Raw genomic sequence first — 16958 nt, forward strand, 5'->3', positions numbered from 1 at the left:
CTTCTCTGGAGAAAAAGAAGTTTTTTTAAAACAGTTATAGTATAATCTCTTTCATAAAAATAAAAGGGGCGTCATGTACCCTTCAAGGAGTTCCCGTTGAACAAGCTATTTTTGGTTGTATGTCTATTTTTACTTGGCACTTTTGCGCAGGCCGAATCGTTTTTTAAAGAGTATAAAACGAACGTTTTAGAAGCCAATGAAAAACAAATCGTCATTGCTGATTCTCCAGAATTTATCGTTGGTGCAAGCGGTGTTGTTACCCATAAATTTGATGCGAAAAGTACAACTATTATCGCACGTGTCGATGTCATCAGTAAAAATGGTACAAAAGCTGTTTTACGTCTTGAAAAATTTGAAATGCTTTCTCAAGGTGCATTTCCTGATACAGGCATCAAGCCAGTCGTAGGGGATGAAGTAACAATCAACTATCTTTACGATCGCGCACTTATCGTAACTCCTAATCAAGGTGTTTATACCGAAGTAACTAAAAAATTCAACACGATCACATGGGTTCACCCTGACATCGTTGGCGCTTATTTAGCAAAACTGTACCGTCCAAATCCCGATAAAAAAATCTTCCAACAAGCATGTTATCAAAATGCCGCATCTATCATCTTTTTTGGTATTCAAAATAAAGGCTACTTTGTTGACTGCCATAATTTTAATATCGTTAAAAATATTGACATTACCAATAATGGAGAAGTACAACTTCCTTTTTATTCACGTATTAAAAATATTGATAGCACATGGTTTAGCTGGGATAGTTCAAAAATAACCGATTACAACAATTACTATGCCTATATTTTAGGTCAAACAAACGAGCTAAAAGGAAGTGGCGTTGATGGCATCCTTTTGAAATTACCATTTGATGTTGTAGAAAAGAAAGATACGCAATGGAAATAAAACACATTAACTACTTTAAAAACCTTGTCGGTTCTGACAATGTTTATGATGATAAAGCACATTTGATTGCCTACTGTTACGATGCAACACGTACACGCTATGAACCTGATGCTGTCATTTTTCCTCGCCATGAAGAAGATGTAAGTAACATTTTAAAGTACTGTAATGAACATCACATCATCATTACTCCTCGTGGAGCTGGAAGTGGCTTTACAGGTGGTGCATTACCTGCAAGTGGTGGCATCATTTTAGCGTTTGAAAAACATATGAATAAGATATTAGAGATCGACATGGAAAATATGGTTGCTGTCGTTCAACCTGGTGTTATTAACATGGCATTGCAACGAGCTGTTGAAGAACATGGCCTTTTTTATCCGCCAGATCCTGCGAGCGAAGAGTACTCTACTATCGGGGGCAATGTCAGTGAAAATGCAGGCGGTATGCGTGCGGCGAAGTATGGCATCACTAAAGATTACGTTATGGCGCTTCGTGCAGTACTTCCAAATGGAGAGATCATCCGTGCTGGAAAACGTACCATTAAAGACGTGGCTGGTTATAACATTGCGGGTATTATTATTGCCAGCGAGGGAACGCTTGCGTGTATTACGGAGATTACCCTCAAACTGATCGCGAAACCTAAGATGGCACAAACCGCTATGGGAATTTTCCCAAGTGTCGATGATGCAATGAACGCAGTTTATAAAACCATGGCAGCAGGTGTAACCCCTGTGGCTATGGAGTTTTTAGACAATCTTTCCATTAATGCCGTTGAGAAAAAATACAACAAAGGCCTTCCAAAAGATGCAGGTGCTATTCTCATCACAGATGTTGATGGCAATTCACAGGAAGAGTTAACGAAACAACTTGATGTCATCGAAAAAGCATTTGGCGAAAACGGATGCAGTGGCTTTAAACGCGCTCAAACACCGGATGAGTCTAAAAATCTCTGGTTTGCTAGACGAAATGCCAGCCAATGTATCAACATCTATGGTAGTAAGAAACTCAACGAGGACATCACCGTTCCACGTAGTAAACTCCCTGCTCTCTTGAGTGAAATCCGTAAAATTTCTGAAAAATACCATGTCACTGTTCCGTGTTTTGGACACACAGGTGATGGCAATGTTCACACCAATGTTATGGTAGATGGAAGTGATCCTAAACAACTTGAGATTGGGCACCAAGCCATTGAAGAGATATTTAAAGCAACTGTAGCCCTTGGCGGTACTTTGAGTGGAGAGCATGGCATAGGACTGAGCAAAGCACCGTTTATGCACCTTGCTTTTACGGATGGGGAGATGGAACTTTTCCGTTCTATCAAAACAGCATTTGATCCTAACAATATTTTAAACCCTGCAAAAATGGGACTTTAATTGTTAAGCACTAAAAATTGTGTTGAGTTTTTTAAAAAGCTAAGAGACGTAGAGCTTGCGCACTACGCCTCTTCACTTAGTTTTCACACGATTTTAGCGCTTATCCCAATTCTGCTTATAACCTTTAGCATTTTCACCAAAATGCCTCTTTTTGAGGTTTACTATGAGAAACTTCAAACGTTTATTTTTAGCGCACTAATTCCTACACAACAAGACGTGATGATTCACTATCTACGCGATTTCATGGCAAATACTGGCAATATGGGTGTTATAGGCATTATTTTTGTTCTATATATTTCCATCATGTTCTTTTTGGATTATGAAAAGATTGTGAGCAAAATCTTTGAGATTCCCTCACGCAGTTTTTGGGAAGCACTCTCTACTTACTGGACGATGGTGACACTCATGCCTCTTGGCCTCATCATCTTTTTTTACAGCTCTGCGGTGGTACAAGAGTTTTTAGAAAGTAGCGAAGTTACCAGTTCTATCAACCTTGTTCGGTTTACACCCTATTTTATCGTGTGGGGGCTTTATTTTATTATGTACAGTGTCTCCGCTAAAATCAAAATTCATCTCAAAAGTGCCTTACTTTCTTCGTTTACAGCCTCTTTGTGTTGGTATATCTCGAAAATTCTTTTTGTCTATTATGTCACCTATAACAAAACATATTTGAGCATCTACGGCTCGTTTAGCATTCTACTTTTCTTCTTCTTATGGATCTATTTTTCATGGTTTATCTATCTTTATGGATTGAAATTCTGCTTTTTACTGAATGAAAAAGAGACTGAGAAACGCAAAGCCTAAACAGCCATAAAGCGCAACTTTAAAGCGTATTGACACAAGCGAAACTCCCACATACAAAACCAATACCCACCACGGAAAACTCAACAGATAACTCTGTGTCTTTACATGTAAAAAATCTAGCAAATACCCATCTAAAATTCCACCTAGATTCATTACATGTAAAAGTACACTTAAGGGGTAAAAGACGATAAACACAAGGCTTGAAAGTGGCGATGTCAGTTGTAAAAACGTAAAGAGAGGGAAAAAGGTATGAACGATGGGAACCATTAAAAGAAAAACGCCAAGATCAATGATGCCAAGCAATACCCAACGATTTAAACTTTGAAAATGATGTAAAAAAAGGAAAAGATAAAAAACACCCGCCACGGAAAACCAAAAAGAGAGCGAAAAAATAAGCGTTGGAAAGAGTGCTAAAAGCCCAAGTGATGTAAGCCCTAGCATCTGAAATGAAAGTACTTTTATGCCTCTTGAATAAAAGAAAAAGCCTAAAACACTCATAGCAAATGCTCTTAAAAAAGAGGGGACAAAGTCGATGATGACCATGTAGGCAAATAACACAACAAGCACTACCAACGTGAGATCAGCGGTGGCGTTGCAGTAGGGAAAATAACGGCTTTGAAAAAATTGATAGAACGGTTTGAGAAAAAAGAAAAGCAGAAAAGAGATCACGCCTACATTGTAGCCACTAATAGCAATGAGATGCGAAATACCCCATTTTTGAACCTCCTCCCGAAGTTCTTTTGAAATGGGCGTTGCAAATAACAGTGTTTTATAAAGCTTTGCTATCGTTTCATTTTCATGTTGATTGTCGATCCAGCGATAGAGCGGCTTTACATCAAGCGGTGGGTCATCTTCGTAGATTTCATACAAAGACAAAGAAGGTGCAAAAAAGCCTTTAAGATAGTCTAAAAAAGTGACTTTATCGACTTTCAGTTTCACCTTCACACGGCTTTTTAGAGGTATAGACGTAACGCGCCATGACGTGGTATAAACCTCTGCGCCACTGCCATCTAATTTGAGCTTGAAAACATCGTAGGTGCGCCCTTTTTCATTGGTTTTAGCATAATGATTCAGCACGGTAGCAGTGTTTACATGTAAAGGATTTTGAGTCAATTTTTGGAAATGGTAGAATTCAAGAAGCAGTGAACATGAAGCAACAAAAAGCACCACTGCAACTGTCAGAAAAAATTCCTTTTTACTGACAAAGAGTGGTACGTTTAACATGCTTACAGTGGAGGCAAGCTAATCTTCGCCTCTTGGGAAATCGAGGCATTGTACTGGACGACTTCAATCGGAATAGAATTTTTTCCGCCATCCACAAAGCGCGTACACGCTTTTTGAAAAACAAGGTTGGCAACACCAACAGGTCCATTTCTATTTTTACCGACAATGACTTCGGCTAACTCTTCAGGTCTTTCAAAAAAGTCACTTTTATACTCTTTGCCCTCAGTTCTGGCTTTTTGCTCTTTCTCTTTCTCTTCACGCATACGGTAAACATCGTCACGATAGACAAACAAGATCATGTCTGCATCTTGCTCAATGGCACCAGACTCTCTAAGATCGCTTAGCATTGGGCGTTTATCACTTCTGGCTTCCAACCCACGGTTAAGCTGCGAAAGTGCGATGATAGGAATGTTAAGCTCTCTGGCTAAAAGTTTAAGTCCACGACTGATATCACTGACCTCGATATGTCTGTCTCTCGTTCCAGCCGAACTCATCAACTGCAAGTAGTCGATGATTGCCATAGAAATTTCTGGGTGTTGAGACTTGAGTTTGCGAAGCTTCGCTCTGACTTTATGAATATCCACTGAGCCATTATCGTCCACGAAAAATTTGCGTTTACTCATCTCATCCGCAGCGCTCGTAAGTCTTCCCCACTGTTCATCGCCCATATCGCCCACTTTGAGCTTTTGAAGAGGAATGGAAGTCTTTGCGCTCAGCATCCTGAGCATCAACTGCTCGGCTGGCATCTCAAGGGAAAAGATCGCAACGCCTTTACCTCGATCTAACGCATTTTGCGCCAAATTCAAACAAAAAGCTGTTTTACCCATCGCAGGACGCGCCGCAACGATGATGAGATCGCCCTCGCCAAAACCTGAGGTCAAACGGTTGATTTCAGCAAATCCGCTGTCCACACCAACAACACCAGAATTTCCACGTTTTTTCATCTCATGAATGTGTGCAATGGTCGCATGCGTCATCTCAGGGGATTCACGAAACTCTTTACTACCGCTTTCTTGTGTGATCTGATAGAGCTTTTGTTGAACCAAATCAACCACTTCATTGGACGGTAAATCTTTCTCAACAGCAATCTCTTTGATGTCGCTGGTCAGCTGTACAAGCTCTCGCTTGATCGCTTTTTCACGAATCTCCTCCACGTATGCTTTAGTGGCGGGTAGAGGATTGGTGGAGAGAATCTCCAACATCGCGTCTTCATCAAAACGCCCTTGTTGGTTAAGCTTTTTCTTGATAAACTCCTCATCAATCGGCAGGTCTTCTCTCTCACATGCCTCCATCGCTTCGTAAATGTAACGATGACTTGGCAAGTAAAAATCTTTCGCGCTAATGACCGCAGCTATATCTTCAAATGTTGCAGGATTAAATAAAATGGAGCTAAGAACCGAGCGCTCTATGTTGACATTGTGCAGATTGCTCATGCTTTGTACTCCTTGGCAGCAAGCTCTACGGCTTCTAAAAATTTATCGACAAGGTCTTCTTCTTTGAGTTTTGCCACCACTTCACCTTTAACCATGACAAGACCCTGTCCTTTTCCAAAAGCAATCGCAACATCGGCATGCTTGGCTTCGCCAATGGCATTAACCACACATCCCATAACCGAAATGTTGAGAGGTGCTTTGATGTGTTTCGTGCGACGCTCTACTTCAGCAACGGCTTTGACGAGGTTAGCTTCCAAACGCCCGCATGTTGGGCAGGAGATGATGTTTAAACCTTCAGCTTCCACCCCACTGTCTTTTAAAATAGCGCGCCCTACTTTGATCTCTTCTTCAAGCTCACCTGTGATGGAAACACGCATCGTGTCACCAATACCATCCAACAAAAGAGTCCCCAAAGCAATAGAAGATTTGATGGTCGAATGAAACAGTGTCCCCGCTTCCGTGACGCCTAAATGAAACGGATACTCCACCAAAGGTCTAAGCATACGATACGCTTCAACAGTACGCTCAACATCGCTCGCTTTTAGCGAGACTTTCATGTTCGTAAAGCCAAGGTCTTCAAGGTATTTGATGTTATATAAAGCCGACTCAACCATACCTTTAGCGGTAGGTCCATACTTCTCATCAAACTCTTTTTCTAAGCTTCCACTGTTCACACCAATGCGAATAGGAATACCTCGTTCATTACACGCTTTAACCACTTCTTTAACGCGATCTTTGTTACCAATATTACCAGGATTAATGCGAATACAATCCACCACTTCCGCAGCAATCAACGCCAAACGGTAGTTAAAGTGAATGTCCGCAACAATCGGTAAAGTGGATTGCTCTTTAATCGCTTTCAGCGCATGTGCATCGTCATAATCGGGCACAGCCACACGCACAATATCAGCTCCAGCAAAATGCAAACGGCGAATTTGTTCCACCGTAGCTTCCACATCGTGAGTTTTAGAAAACGTCATCGACTGTACAGGTATTTTGGCATTGCCTCCCACAGGAACATTGCCGACAAAAATTTGTTTGGTTGGGTATCGTTTGATCATTGTTTATCCAAAAGTGTTGAAACTATGAGACGTTTGCACTACGTCTTTTAATATAAAGTGATTATATCTTTTTTGATATTAAGAAAATGATAACGGATCGATATCCGCTTCTACATGTAAAAGTTTTACAGCATGGGCAAGTTCCAGTAACGCTTTGCTTGAGTCACTGCGCGCCAAGAGCTCATAGCGGTATTTGTTGGCTATTTTGGAGATGTTGGCTTTGCCGTGTCCTACCACTTCGACCTGCGGAAAATTTTGTGCGATGAGAGCTACTTTTTCGATCAACTCTTTGGCTTTTTCATCTTTAACGTGAGAACTCATCAGTCTCAGCATCTTTTTAAACGGAGGGTAAAGCCCTTTTCGAAACACCAATTCATCGTTTAAAAACTGTTCAAAATCACTCAAGTAGTGCTTGAAAAAGTCGCTATTTTTACTCTGAATGAGCACTTCGCCATACCCTTTACGCCCTGCTCGTCCTGCGATTTGTTGCACCAACGCTAAGGTTTTTTCACGCGATCTAAAATCGCTCATGCCTAAAAGTGCATCTACGCCAAGAATGACGGCAAGCCCTACACCGTGGTAGTCATGCCCTTTGCTGAGCATCTGAGTGCCGACCATAATGTCGATTTTATGCTCATTAAAGTCGCTCAAAATGGAAGAGAGCTGTTTTTCGGTTCTCACCTCATCGCGGTCAAACTGTTGCACGACATGCTCAGAAAAATGCTCCGTAAGCTTTTGACTGACCTCTGCCGTTCCCATGCGCGTTGCCACGATCTCTTCGCACCCACATTTTGGGCACACTTTTGGGATCACTTCGGTGTAGTTACAGTAATGGCATTTAAGCGCGTTCATATTGTGATGAATACTCATCCCAACGCTACAAAATGGGCACTCAACATTTGCGCCACAGCTTTTACATGTAATGTACTTAAAATTCGCACGTGTTGGTAAAAAGACGATGACTTGTTTTTTGGCATTTAACGCTTTTTGGATCGCTTGCGTCATTTTAAAACTTAGCCCATGCTCGCCATCGTCGTACATGATGTAACTTTGTGACTCAAAAAATGTGCCCTTAAGCCTAAACGTTGGAACTTTGTGAAAGCTACCTAAAGTGGGCGTTGCACTGCCTAGAAGCACTTTACATCCAAGTTTTTGTCCAAAAAGAAGCGCCAAATCTTTAGCGTTGTAGCGAGGACGATTGCCCGACTTATAACTCTCATCATGCTCTTCATCAACGACGATCAAACCAAGATGCGCCATTGGTAAAAAAAGTGCGGAACGCGTCCCTGCGATAATGGAAACCTTTCCCTCTTGAAGATCACTGAGTATCTGCTCTTTTTTCTTCGCACTAATCTTAGAATGCCAAATGGCAACGTGTGTTCCAAAATGATGTTTCAAACGGTTTTTCATCTGAGGTGTCAGACCAATTTCAGGAAGCAAAAAGATGGCTTGTTTGCCTTCATTGATGGTTTGCTCAAAGAGTTTCATATAGATTTCAGTTTTACCACTTCCCGTATCGCCAAAAAGGAGTGATATAGGATGTGTTTGTATAAATTCATACGCTTTTTGTTGTTCAATGGAAAGCGCTATATCTGTCACAATCGTTTCGTTTACATGTAAAGTATTTTGGGTATAAGGCACAAAAAGACTCAACGCTTCACCCAAAGAGCAGACATAATACTCTGCGATAAAACGAGCAAGTTCAAGCGTTTTGGGAAGATAAAATGTTTTACATGTAAGAGCAATAGACTCGCAGTCAAAATCAGGTTTTGCAACTTCGGCAATGACAACACCATGTGTGGTATGTTTCGAAAGAGAGACTTCAACAACACTTCCAACTTCGAGCATCTGCTCAGACTGGTAGGTTAAAGGAGAAAGAGGAGATTTTAAAAGAGCAATATGATAGTAAAACATCACCTATCTTGTTAATTGGTCGCAGTAGGTTCCCGCTGTGCAATTAAATATACCTGTATTGGCATCATAAAAAAAGGAATGCACAATACCCATAACTCTAAAAGCATATGTATTTGCAGCTGTTTTTACCCAACTACCATCTTGATTGGATTGTGAAAAAATTGGATATTCTAAGATATTTGAAGTATTACCATCATTAAAATTAAAAAGTCTATTACCATCTACGCTCGCAGCTACTATAGTATCAAGTGCTGTAGGAATAAAAGGTACAGTACCTTCTAACATACGTTTTGATTTTTGAAGAGCAATACCACTACGAATAGCGGATATTTGCGATTTTCCTTTGACAATAACTGCATCATCACGACTAGCACCAAGTCGTGGAATAGCAACCGCTGCCAATATACCAAGAATGACAATAACAAATACAAGCTCAACCATGGTAAAAGCAGGACGAATATCGCCCTGCTTAAAGTAGCAAGCTTTTAAACTTTTTACCATTTAACACTTGATCCACGTAGTCCAATTTGAGTATTAGTCACACCCATATTGGTTAGGACTTTGACTATTCCATTGTTTGTCGAACTATTAATATCAACAACTAACCATGGAGCAAAAGTCCAAACAAATGTACTTGCAATAGGGTCTGCAGAGGTTACTGATGCACTCGTTGCTGCAGTAGCAGAGCTATTGGCATCTACAATTTTTATTGTTATATGGTCAGAATCAGAACTATTCTCTTTATATGTATATTCTACTTTAGAAGCTGTTTTTTGCCAAATGCTAGTATCAAAACTCATCGCTCCAACAATAGTAAGCTCTTTCTGTCCTTGATACCATGCTGGAACTGCATTGAGAACTGTTCCAATATCCGTTTTAAGTGCTGCAGCTTTTGCATCATCCCTCGTTGCTGCAAGCTTCGGAATCGCTACCGATGCTAAAATACCTAAAATAACAATAACGAAGATCAACTCGATCATCGTGAAACCTTTTTTCATACAAACTCCTTAATGTGTGTTGATCAATACACTTATTGACCATGTGAAATCGATTTTATAACAATTTTTTTAAAGTCAGACTTAAATTTCGTCCATTTTCTTGACAAGCGCTGTGATCTCTTGTTCTATCATAAAATTATCGTAACATTTGCCCACGTAAGCGAACAGAAGCTCTTTAGGATCAATGGTGCTTTTACCTTTAAACTTCTCTTTAAAGTCGGCTTCAAATTGCTCGGCAAATGCACCTTCTAACTTGATGTCAAAGTCTTTGCCACCAAGGCTAATGGTTATTTTACTCATCGACCCAGTACTGCTTCGATTTTACTGAGCAGATCATCGGCATTGACATCTTTATTGATGAGATCTTGCTCTAGTTTTGATATCTGCACATTTTTAGCTTCTGCCATTGCTTTGGCTTTGACTACTTCTTGGCGAAGGGCTTCATTTTGAGCCAGAAGGTCTTTGTATTTTTCCAAAAGTTCAGTTATCTTTTGGGTTAATGTGCTAATGTTTCTCTCTTCTTCAAACATTTACGACTCCGGTTGTGGACTGTTTGCTATAATTGTAACAAAATAATGGGAAAAGTATCAACTATGAGTGAATTTTATTTAGAAAGTCCCTATCAACCATCGGGTGACCAACCGCAAGCCATCGAAAAGCTTGTAGCGTCTATTAAAAAAGGAAGTCGCTACCAAACACTCATTGGTGTTACGGGAAGCGGTAAAACCTACACCATGGCGCAAATCATTCAAAAACTAAAGATGCCTACCCTTATCATGACGCATAATAAAACACTTGCCGCGCAACTTTACAGCGAATTTAAGGGCTTTTTTCCTAAAAACCATGTGGAGTATTTTATCAGCTATTACGACTACTATCAGCCTGAGGCATACATTCCACGCAGTGATCTTTTCATCGAAAAAGACAGCTCTATCAATGAAGAATTAGAGCGTTTGCGCCTTAGTGCCACTGCTTCTTTGCTTAGTTTTGATGATGTTATCTGTGTCGCTTCCGTTTCTGCCAACTACGGCTTAGGTGATCCGAGCGAGTATAAAGAGATGGTACAAGTCATCGAAAAGGGTGATACCATCAACCAAAAAAAGCTTCTTTTGCGCCTCGTCGACATGGGGTATAAACGCAATGACACCTTTTTTGATCGAGGATGTTTTAGGGTTAGTGGCGATGTCATCGACATTTACCCAGCATACAGTGAAGAAGAGGCGGTTCGAGTGGAGTTTTTTGGTGATGAAGTGGAGAGCATTAACTACTTTGAAGTCTTTCTCAACAAAAAACTGCAAAATCTCAACAAAGTTGTCATCTATGCAGCCAATCAGTTCATTGTCGGACACGAGAGGCTTCAAAAGGCCATCAAATCTATCGAGCAAGAGCTTGGGGAACGGCTTCAATACTTGAAAAAAGAGGACAAACTGGTCGAGTACCAACGCCTCAAACAACGTGTCGAATTTGACCTTGAAATGCTAGGCTCCACAGGAGCGTGTAAAGGTGTTGAAAACTACGCACGCTACCTTACAGGCATTGAACCAGGTGCTACGCCCTACTCGTTGTTTGACTATTTCGAAGCGATGAACAAAGAATATCTGGTCATCGTCGATGAATCCCACGTCAGTCTTCCACAATTTCGCGGTATGTTCGCGGGCGATCGCAGTCGTAAAGAAGTTTTGGTTGAGTATGGTTTTAGGCTTCCCAGTGCCCTTGATAACCGCCCTTTGATGTTTGATGAGTTCATCAACAAAGCACCACGTTACCTTTTTGTCAGTGCGACACCTAAAGAGTTGGAGCTAGGACTCAGCGGTGATAATACTGCCGAGCAGATCATCCGCCCAACGGGTCTTCTTGATCCTGAAGTGGAAATTTTAAGCAGTAAAAACCAAGTTGAAACCCTTTTTGATAAGATCAAAGAAGTGATAGCCAAAGATGAAAAAGTCCTTGTGACGGTGCTGACGAAAAAGATGGCAGAAGAGCTAACACGCTACTACGCCGATCTTGGTATCAAAATAAGATACATGCACTCCGACATCGATGCGATTGAACGTAATCAGATTATTCGCTCACTTCGTGTGGGAGAGTTTGACGTACTTGTCGGCATTAACCTTCTTCGTGAAGGACTTGACCTTCCTGAGGTTTCGCTTGTCGCCATCTTGGATGCCGATAAAGAGGGCTTTTTACGCTCGGAAACCAGCCTTATTCAAACCATGGGACGCGCTGCTAGAAATCTAAACGGCAGAGTCATCATGTTTGCAGAGAAAATTACAGACTCGATGCAAAAAGCAATTGAGACAACCTTACGGAGGCGTGCGATTCAAGAGACCTACAATCAAGAGCACAACATCACACCAACCAGCACCACACGTAAAATGGATGAGAATTTAAAACTCGAAGAGCATGCTGACATCTACAATACCTTTGATAAAAAAGACAAAATTCCACCGAGTGAAAAAAAGAAAATTATCACCGAACTTACTAAGGCAATGCACGAAGCAGCAAAGATTTTGGAGTTTGAAAAAGCAGCGAAATTACGCGATCAAATTGAAAAATTGAAAAAGATGTAAAAAATCTTTACATGTAAAGGAATTTTGGAGTAAAATAGACTCGTTTTAGGAGGATACTATGCAAATAGATAGCTTTTTAAACGCCTCTTATGTACACATTAACAACACTCCTCTGTCATCAAACACTACAACTACGTCCGCTACATCTGAAAAAAAAGATGAAAATTCTACAGAACTTACAGCTTCCGAACAAGCCTTAATAGCAGAGCTTCAAGCCACCGATACTGCCGTACGAGCACACGAGAGTGCTCATATCGCAGCAGGTGGAGGGGTTATTCGCGGTGGCGCCGTTTTTACCTATGCACAAGCTCCCGATAAAAGACTCTATGCTGTAGGTGGCGAAGTTGGCATTGATACATCTGAAGGGAGTACCCCTGAAAACACGGTAACAAAAATGCAAACGGTACGTACCGCCGCACTTGCCCCCGCAGACCCTAGTGCCACAGACTACCAAGTCGCTGCCACAGCATCCATGCTTCAAATGATGGCTAGACTTCAAGTCTCACGTCTTCAACAAGAGGAACTGTTAGCGAAGGCCAAAGAGAGCTATTCATCTGCCAATAATGAAAATACCACCTCACTTCTTTCAAATTATGCATAATTAATCACACACCGTTACCTTTTTATAACTTTTTTCTGATAAAATAATTAGTACTTTTTAAAAAGGATAGAACGTGCCTGATTTAACTGACTCTAGTATGTACCTTAACCGTGAGCTTTCATGGCTCAAATTTAATACCAGAGTCCTTACTCAATCCATGAAAAAAGAATTACCCCTTTTTGAGCGACTCAAATTTTTAGCTATTTATGCAACCAACCTTGATGAATTTTATATGATTCGTGTTGCAGGACTCAAACAGCTTTTTAGCGCTGGTGTTATCGAAACGGGAGCGGATCAAAAAACACCTCTCGATCAACTCAGAGAAATCAGAACCTACCTTGCTAGCGAAAAAGAGGTCATTCAGAGCAGTTACGAAGAGATCGTAAAAGACCTTGAAAAAGAGAACCTTTTTATTACAGACTATGATGATTTAAACCCAGCTCTGGCAAAACTTTCAGATGATTATTTCTTCTCAAATATCTTGCCTGTTATCGTCCCCATTGCGGTGAATGCAACGCATCCATTCCCTCATCTTAATAACCTTAGCTTTTCACTCGCGGTTAAACTTCAAGACAGTGAGAGCGAAGAAGAGAGCAACTACAAATACGGCATGATTCGCATTCCACGCGTACTTCCACGCTTTTTCCAAGCAGGAGACAACACGTATGTGCCGATTGAAACCATTGTTAAAAAACATACGGAAGAGATTTTCCCTGGCTATAAACTCATTGCTTCCGCGGCATTTAGAGTTACCAGAAATGCTGACATGGTCATCGAAGAAGAAGAAGCGGATGATTTTATGATGATTATGGAGCAAGGGCTAAAACTACGCCGTAAAGGTGCTTTTGTACGCCTTAATATCCAAGAAGGAGCGGATCCTGATCTACTCAATTTCTTAAATTCACATATGCAGATTTTCTTTAAAGATATTTACACGTATAAAATTCCACTCAACCTTGGAGCACTTTGGCAAATTGTGGGCAATAAGGACTTTTCGCATCTTGCACTACCACCGTACAATCCAAAGATATTGCCACCGTTTGATACCAGTGAGTCTGTCTTTAAAGTGATTGACAAAGGCGATGTTCTGCTCTTTCATCCATATGAGAGCTTTGACCCCGTGTTAAGACTTATTCGTGAAGCATCTAAAGATCCTAAAGTTGTCTCGATTCGTATGACACTGTACCGTGTAGAGAAAAACTCACAGATCGTTCAAGCGTTGATTGATGCAGCCAATGAAGGCAAACAAGTCACCGCCGTTGTGGAACTTAAAGCGCGTTTTGATGAAGAAAACAACCTTCACTGGGCAAAAGCATTGGAACAAGCGGGTGCGCACGTGGTTTATGGTATCACGGGCTTTAAAGTTCATGCCAAGATCGCACAAGTTATTCGTCAAGAAGAAGATGGCAAGCTTAAATTTTACATGCACTTTAGCACTGGTAACTACAACGGCGCTACGGCGAAGGTTTATACCGACACCAGTTTCTTTACATGTAAAGAGGATTTTGCGAAAGATGGCACGATGTTCTTTCACATCTTATCGGGCTTTTCAAAGCATAAAAAACTTGATACGCTCTCTATGTCACCGACACAAATCAAGCCTAAAGTCATTAGTCTTATCAACAATGAGGCCAAGTATGGAACAGAGGGACGCATTATCGTTAAGATGAACTCTTTAGTCGATTCTGATGTTATTCAAGCTCTCTACGATGCTTCGATGGAAGGTGTACAAATCGACATTATCGCTCGTGGTATCTGTTGTTTAAGACCTGGGGTTGAAGGGATTAGTGAGAATATTCGTGTCAAATCTATCATTGGAAAGTACTTAGAACACGCTCGTATTTTCTACTTTAAAAATGGCGATCCAACGACAACGTTCATCTCAAGTGCTGACTGGATGCCTCGTAATCTTGAGCGAAGGTTAGAGCTTATGACGCCGATTTTTGATAAAGCGTTACAACAAAAGCTTTTTGAGATTTTACAACTTCAGCTCAATGACAATGTACTAAGCTGGACACTTGGAAACGATGGCGAATACACAGAGATTGAACCATCCGATGAGCGTGCTATCAATAACCATACCGTTTTGGAAGATTATATGAATAAAATCTACAAAGCACAAAAGAAAGATACCAGTTCTCACAAAGCAGAAAAACTCGCAAAACGCCTTTTCAAGGAGAGTTGATGATAATGGAGTTTCAAGGTACAACGCCTTCCATCGCTTCGGATGTTTTTGTAGCCCCCAGTGCTGACATCATCGGTGACGTGATCATCGGTGAGGGAAGTTCTGTCTGGTTTGGCTGCGTCATCAGAGGCGATGTCAATTCCATCTCCATTGGGAAGCGAACATCCATCCAAGACCTCAGTATGATTCATGTGACACATTTCAAAAAAGAAGATCGTAGTGATGGATTCGCCACAACCATCGGCGATGATGTTACCATAGCGCACCGCGTTATGCTGCATGGCTGTACTATTGAAGATGCTTGTTTGATAGGAATGAGTGCAACGATACTTGATGGTGCAGTGATTGGCAAAGAGTCCATTGTCGGAGCAAATTCATTGGTGACCAAGAATAAAGTCTTTCCACCACGTTCACTCATTATGGGAAATCCAGCCAAAGTTGTACGCGAGTTAAACGATGCGGAGATCGCATCGCTTTACCATTCAGCCGATAATTACGTACGATTTAAAGCGATGTACCAGTAGACGGTTTAACAGGCTTCTCTTTTTTCTTCTTTTTTTGATTTTGCGGTTTAGTGAAATCAATCAACTGCTCTACCGTTTGAACACCTTCTGGCAACTTCTCCAACGCTTTAAAAAACACTTGCGCCGTGGCGCGTGCATCACACAGTGCTCGGTGATGGTTTTCAAACCCAATTCCCAAATATTCTGTCAAAGCACCCAGCCCATATTTAGGTGCTTCGATGCATTTTTTCGCTAAATCGATCGTATCAAGCCTGCGGTTTAAAAGAGGTCCGAAACCTGCTTGTTCAAGTGCGTAGGAGATAAAATAGTAGTCAAAATTAACATTATGTGCCACAAAGACGGCATCTTTAATAAAAAGTCTAAATGCTTCCAATACAGAGTTTAAAGAAGGTGCATGTTGCAGTTCTGCAAGCGTAATGCCCGTAAGCTGCTCGATGCTATCAGGCAAAATATCAGCTTTGACCAAAGAGGAAAACTGTGCTACCTCTTTGCCATTTTCAATCATCACAGCACCAATTTCAATGATCTGATGCAGTGTAGGCTTACTGCCATTGGCTTCAATATCAACCACACAAAACTTTCCCTGACCTATTGGCGTTGTAATTGTTTCCAGGGTAAAGGCATAGTTATTGTACTTGGTGATAGGAAGTCCTAAAAGTTTAAGCATGTCAAGGTCTTCGACATCGACATGTTCAAGCTCTTTAAACGTGTGCATTTTGGCAAAAAACTCTTTGTGAAAAATGGGTTTTTGCGTCATCTTATAGATGTAGCTATCCAATGCTCTCACGCTTTAGCTCTTTGTATAAAGGCTCTTACTTTATCGTGATCTTTGATGCCTTTGGCTTTTTCCACGCCACTGCTGACATCAACCCCATAGAAGCCTAAAGGTTTAAGTTGCTCAATGTTTTCAGGCGTTAAACCACCCGCTAAGATGATATTCTCATAATCAGAATTTTCAAACCATGAAAGATCGATCCTCTGCCCTGCTCCACCGTAGCCTTCAACATAGGCATCCACAAGTCTAATCAAACCTTTGTATTGTTCAATTTCACAAGCTTCACGCGCACGTACAACGCGTAAATAGGGAACTTTAAGCGCACTCCAAAAATCTTTGTCAACCTCAAAATGGATCTGCGCCATATCCATCTGTGCCTCTTTACATGTAACGCCAATCTCCTCTGGTGTGACATCTACAAAAAGCCCGATTTTCTTTACATGTAAAGGCAATTTTTCTGCAATGGCTTTCGCATTTTGAGGTGTAATGTAACGAGGAGATTTTGGATAAAAAACAAATCCAAGTGCGTCTGCTCCAGCGTCTATTGCACATAAAGCATCTTCAAGGTTGGTGATACCACAAATTTTGACCCACAT

The 16958-nt window shown here is 41.0% G+C and carries 17 protein-coding genes; 7 read left to right on the forward strand and 10 right to left on the reverse strand.

The genetic code is table 11. The annotated features are described in order from the left end of the window. Positions 1-96: 96 nt before the first annotated feature. The 3 genes from SAR02S_RS07035 to SAR02S_RS07045 are packed head-to-tail and all read left to right on the forward strand — an operon-like array spanning position 97 to position 3077. Positions 97-903, forward strand: a complete 807-nt coding sequence (locus tag SAR02S_RS07035) for a plasminogen-binding N-terminal domain-containing protein (protein WP_084218469.1) — start codon at positions 97-99, stop codon at positions 901-903. Further along, the gene (locus tag SAR02S_RS07040) at positions 894-2273 is read left to right on the forward strand and encodes an FAD-linked oxidase C-terminal domain-containing protein (RefSeq protein WP_041958162.1); all 1380 of its coding nucleotides are present in this window, start codon (positions 894-896) and stop codon (positions 2271-2273) included. Before SAR02S_RS07035 ends, SAR02S_RS07040 begins: the two co-directional genes overlap by 10 nt. Next, positions 2274-3077: a YihY family inner membrane protein gene (locus tag SAR02S_RS07045; protein ID WP_041958164.1), complete on the forward strand. Its 804-nt coding sequence runs from the start codon at positions 2274-2276 to the stop codon at positions 3075-3077. Here the strand turns inward: SAR02S_RS07045 and SAR02S_RS07050 are convergent. The 8 genes from SAR02S_RS07050 to SAR02S_RS07085 form a co-directional block, all read right to left on the reverse strand. Next, complete coding sequence (locus tag SAR02S_RS07050) at positions 3039-4301, reverse strand: ComEC/Rec2 family competence protein (protein WP_041958167.1); 1263 nt, start codon at positions 4299-4301, stop codon at positions 3039-3041. The two genes, SAR02S_RS07045 and SAR02S_RS07050, sit on opposite strands and share 39 nt — an antisense overlap. A 2-nt stretch (positions 4302-4303) precedes the next feature. Then, positions 4304-5734: a replicative DNA helicase gene (locus tag SAR02S_RS07055; RefSeq protein WP_041958169.1), complete on the reverse strand. Its 1431-nt coding sequence runs from the start codon at positions 5732-5734 to the stop codon at positions 4304-4306. Further along, positions 5731-6795, reverse strand: coding sequence for a flavodoxin-dependent (E)-4-hydroxy-3-methylbut-2-enyl-diphosphate synthase (gene ispG / locus SAR02S_RS07060; RefSeq protein WP_041958170.1), 1065 nt, complete (start codon positions 6793-6795; stop codon positions 5731-5733). Before ispG ends, SAR02S_RS07055 begins: the two co-directional genes overlap by 4 nt. 78 nt (positions 6796-6873) lie before the next feature. Then, positions 6874-8709, reverse strand: a complete 1836-nt coding sequence (locus SAR02S_RS07065; protein ID WP_041958173.1) for a primosomal protein N' — start codon at positions 8707-8709, stop codon at positions 6874-6876. Between the two features lie 3 nt (positions 8710-8712). Continuing rightward, on the reverse strand, positions 8713-9210 hold the full coding sequence (locus SAR02S_RS07070; RefSeq protein WP_041958175.1) for a prepilin-type N-terminal cleavage/methylation domain-containing protein: 498 nt from the start codon (positions 9208-9210) through the stop codon (positions 8713-8715). Beyond that, positions 9204-9707 (reverse strand): type II secretion system protein, encoded by a 504-nt coding sequence (locus tag SAR02S_RS13580; protein ID WP_052433558.1) that lies wholly within the window; start codon positions 9705-9707, stop codon positions 9204-9206. The genes SAR02S_RS07070 and SAR02S_RS13580 overlap by 7 nt, the downstream gene beginning before the upstream one ends. An 81-nt stretch (positions 9708-9788) precedes the next feature. Continuing rightward, the gene (locus tag SAR02S_RS07080; RefSeq protein ID WP_041958177.1) at positions 9789-10007 is read right to left on the reverse strand and encodes a hypothetical protein; all 219 of its coding nucleotides are present in this window, start codon (positions 10005-10007) and stop codon (positions 9789-9791) included. Next, on the reverse strand, positions 10004-10237 hold the full coding sequence (locus SAR02S_RS07085; RefSeq protein WP_041958178.1) for a hypothetical protein: 234 nt from the start codon (positions 10235-10237) through the stop codon (positions 10004-10006). Before SAR02S_RS07085 ends, SAR02S_RS07080 begins: the two co-directional genes overlap by 4 nt. A 63-nt stretch (positions 10238-10300) precedes the next feature. Here SAR02S_RS07085 and uvrB point away from each other — a divergent pair, with 63 nt between their 5' ends. The 4 genes from uvrB (at position 10301) to SAR02S_RS07105 (ending at position 15587) form a co-directional block, all read left to right on the forward strand. Beyond that, the gene (gene uvrB, locus SAR02S_RS07090) at positions 10301-12277 is read left to right on the forward strand and encodes an excinuclease ABC subunit UvrB (RefSeq protein ID WP_041958180.1); all 1977 of its coding nucleotides are present in this window, start codon (positions 10301-10303) and stop codon (positions 12275-12277) included. Between the two features lie 58 nt (positions 12278-12335). After that, entirely contained in the window at positions 12336-12878 is a 543-nt protein-coding gene (locus tag SAR02S_RS07095; RefSeq protein WP_041958182.1) for a putative metalloprotease CJM1_0395 family protein, read from the forward strand. 73 nt (positions 12879-12951) lie between these two features. Next, on the forward strand, positions 12952-15063 hold the full coding sequence (locus SAR02S_RS07100) for an RNA degradosome polyphosphate kinase (protein WP_041958184.1): 2112 nt from the start codon (positions 12952-12954) through the stop codon (positions 15061-15063). Continuing rightward, on the forward strand, positions 15063-15587 hold the full coding sequence (locus SAR02S_RS07105; RefSeq protein ID WP_041958185.1) for a gamma carbonic anhydrase family protein: 525 nt from the start codon (positions 15063-15065) through the stop codon (positions 15585-15587). Before SAR02S_RS07100 ends, SAR02S_RS07105 begins: the two co-directional genes overlap by 1 nt. Here SAR02S_RS07105 and SAR02S_RS07110 read toward each other — a convergent pair. Continuing rightward, complete coding sequence (locus SAR02S_RS07110) at positions 15568-16374, reverse strand: 3'-5' exonuclease (protein WP_052433559.1); 807 nt, start codon at positions 16372-16374, stop codon at positions 15568-15570. The two genes, SAR02S_RS07105 and SAR02S_RS07110, sit on opposite strands and share 20 nt — an antisense overlap. Further along, a complete protein-coding gene (locus SAR02S_RS07115) occupies positions 16371-16958 on the reverse strand; it encodes a phosphoribosylanthranilate isomerase (RefSeq protein ID WP_041958187.1) in 588 nt (195 codons plus the stop codon). Before SAR02S_RS07115 ends, SAR02S_RS07110 begins: the two co-directional genes overlap by 4 nt.

Origin of the sequence: Sulfurospirillum arsenophilum NBRC 109478, from assembly GCF_000813345.1 — a bacterium.
In the GTDB taxonomy this organism is placed as follows: Bacteria; Campylobacterota; Campylobacteria; order Campylobacterales; family Sulfurospirillaceae; genus Sulfurospirillum; species Sulfurospirillum arsenophilum.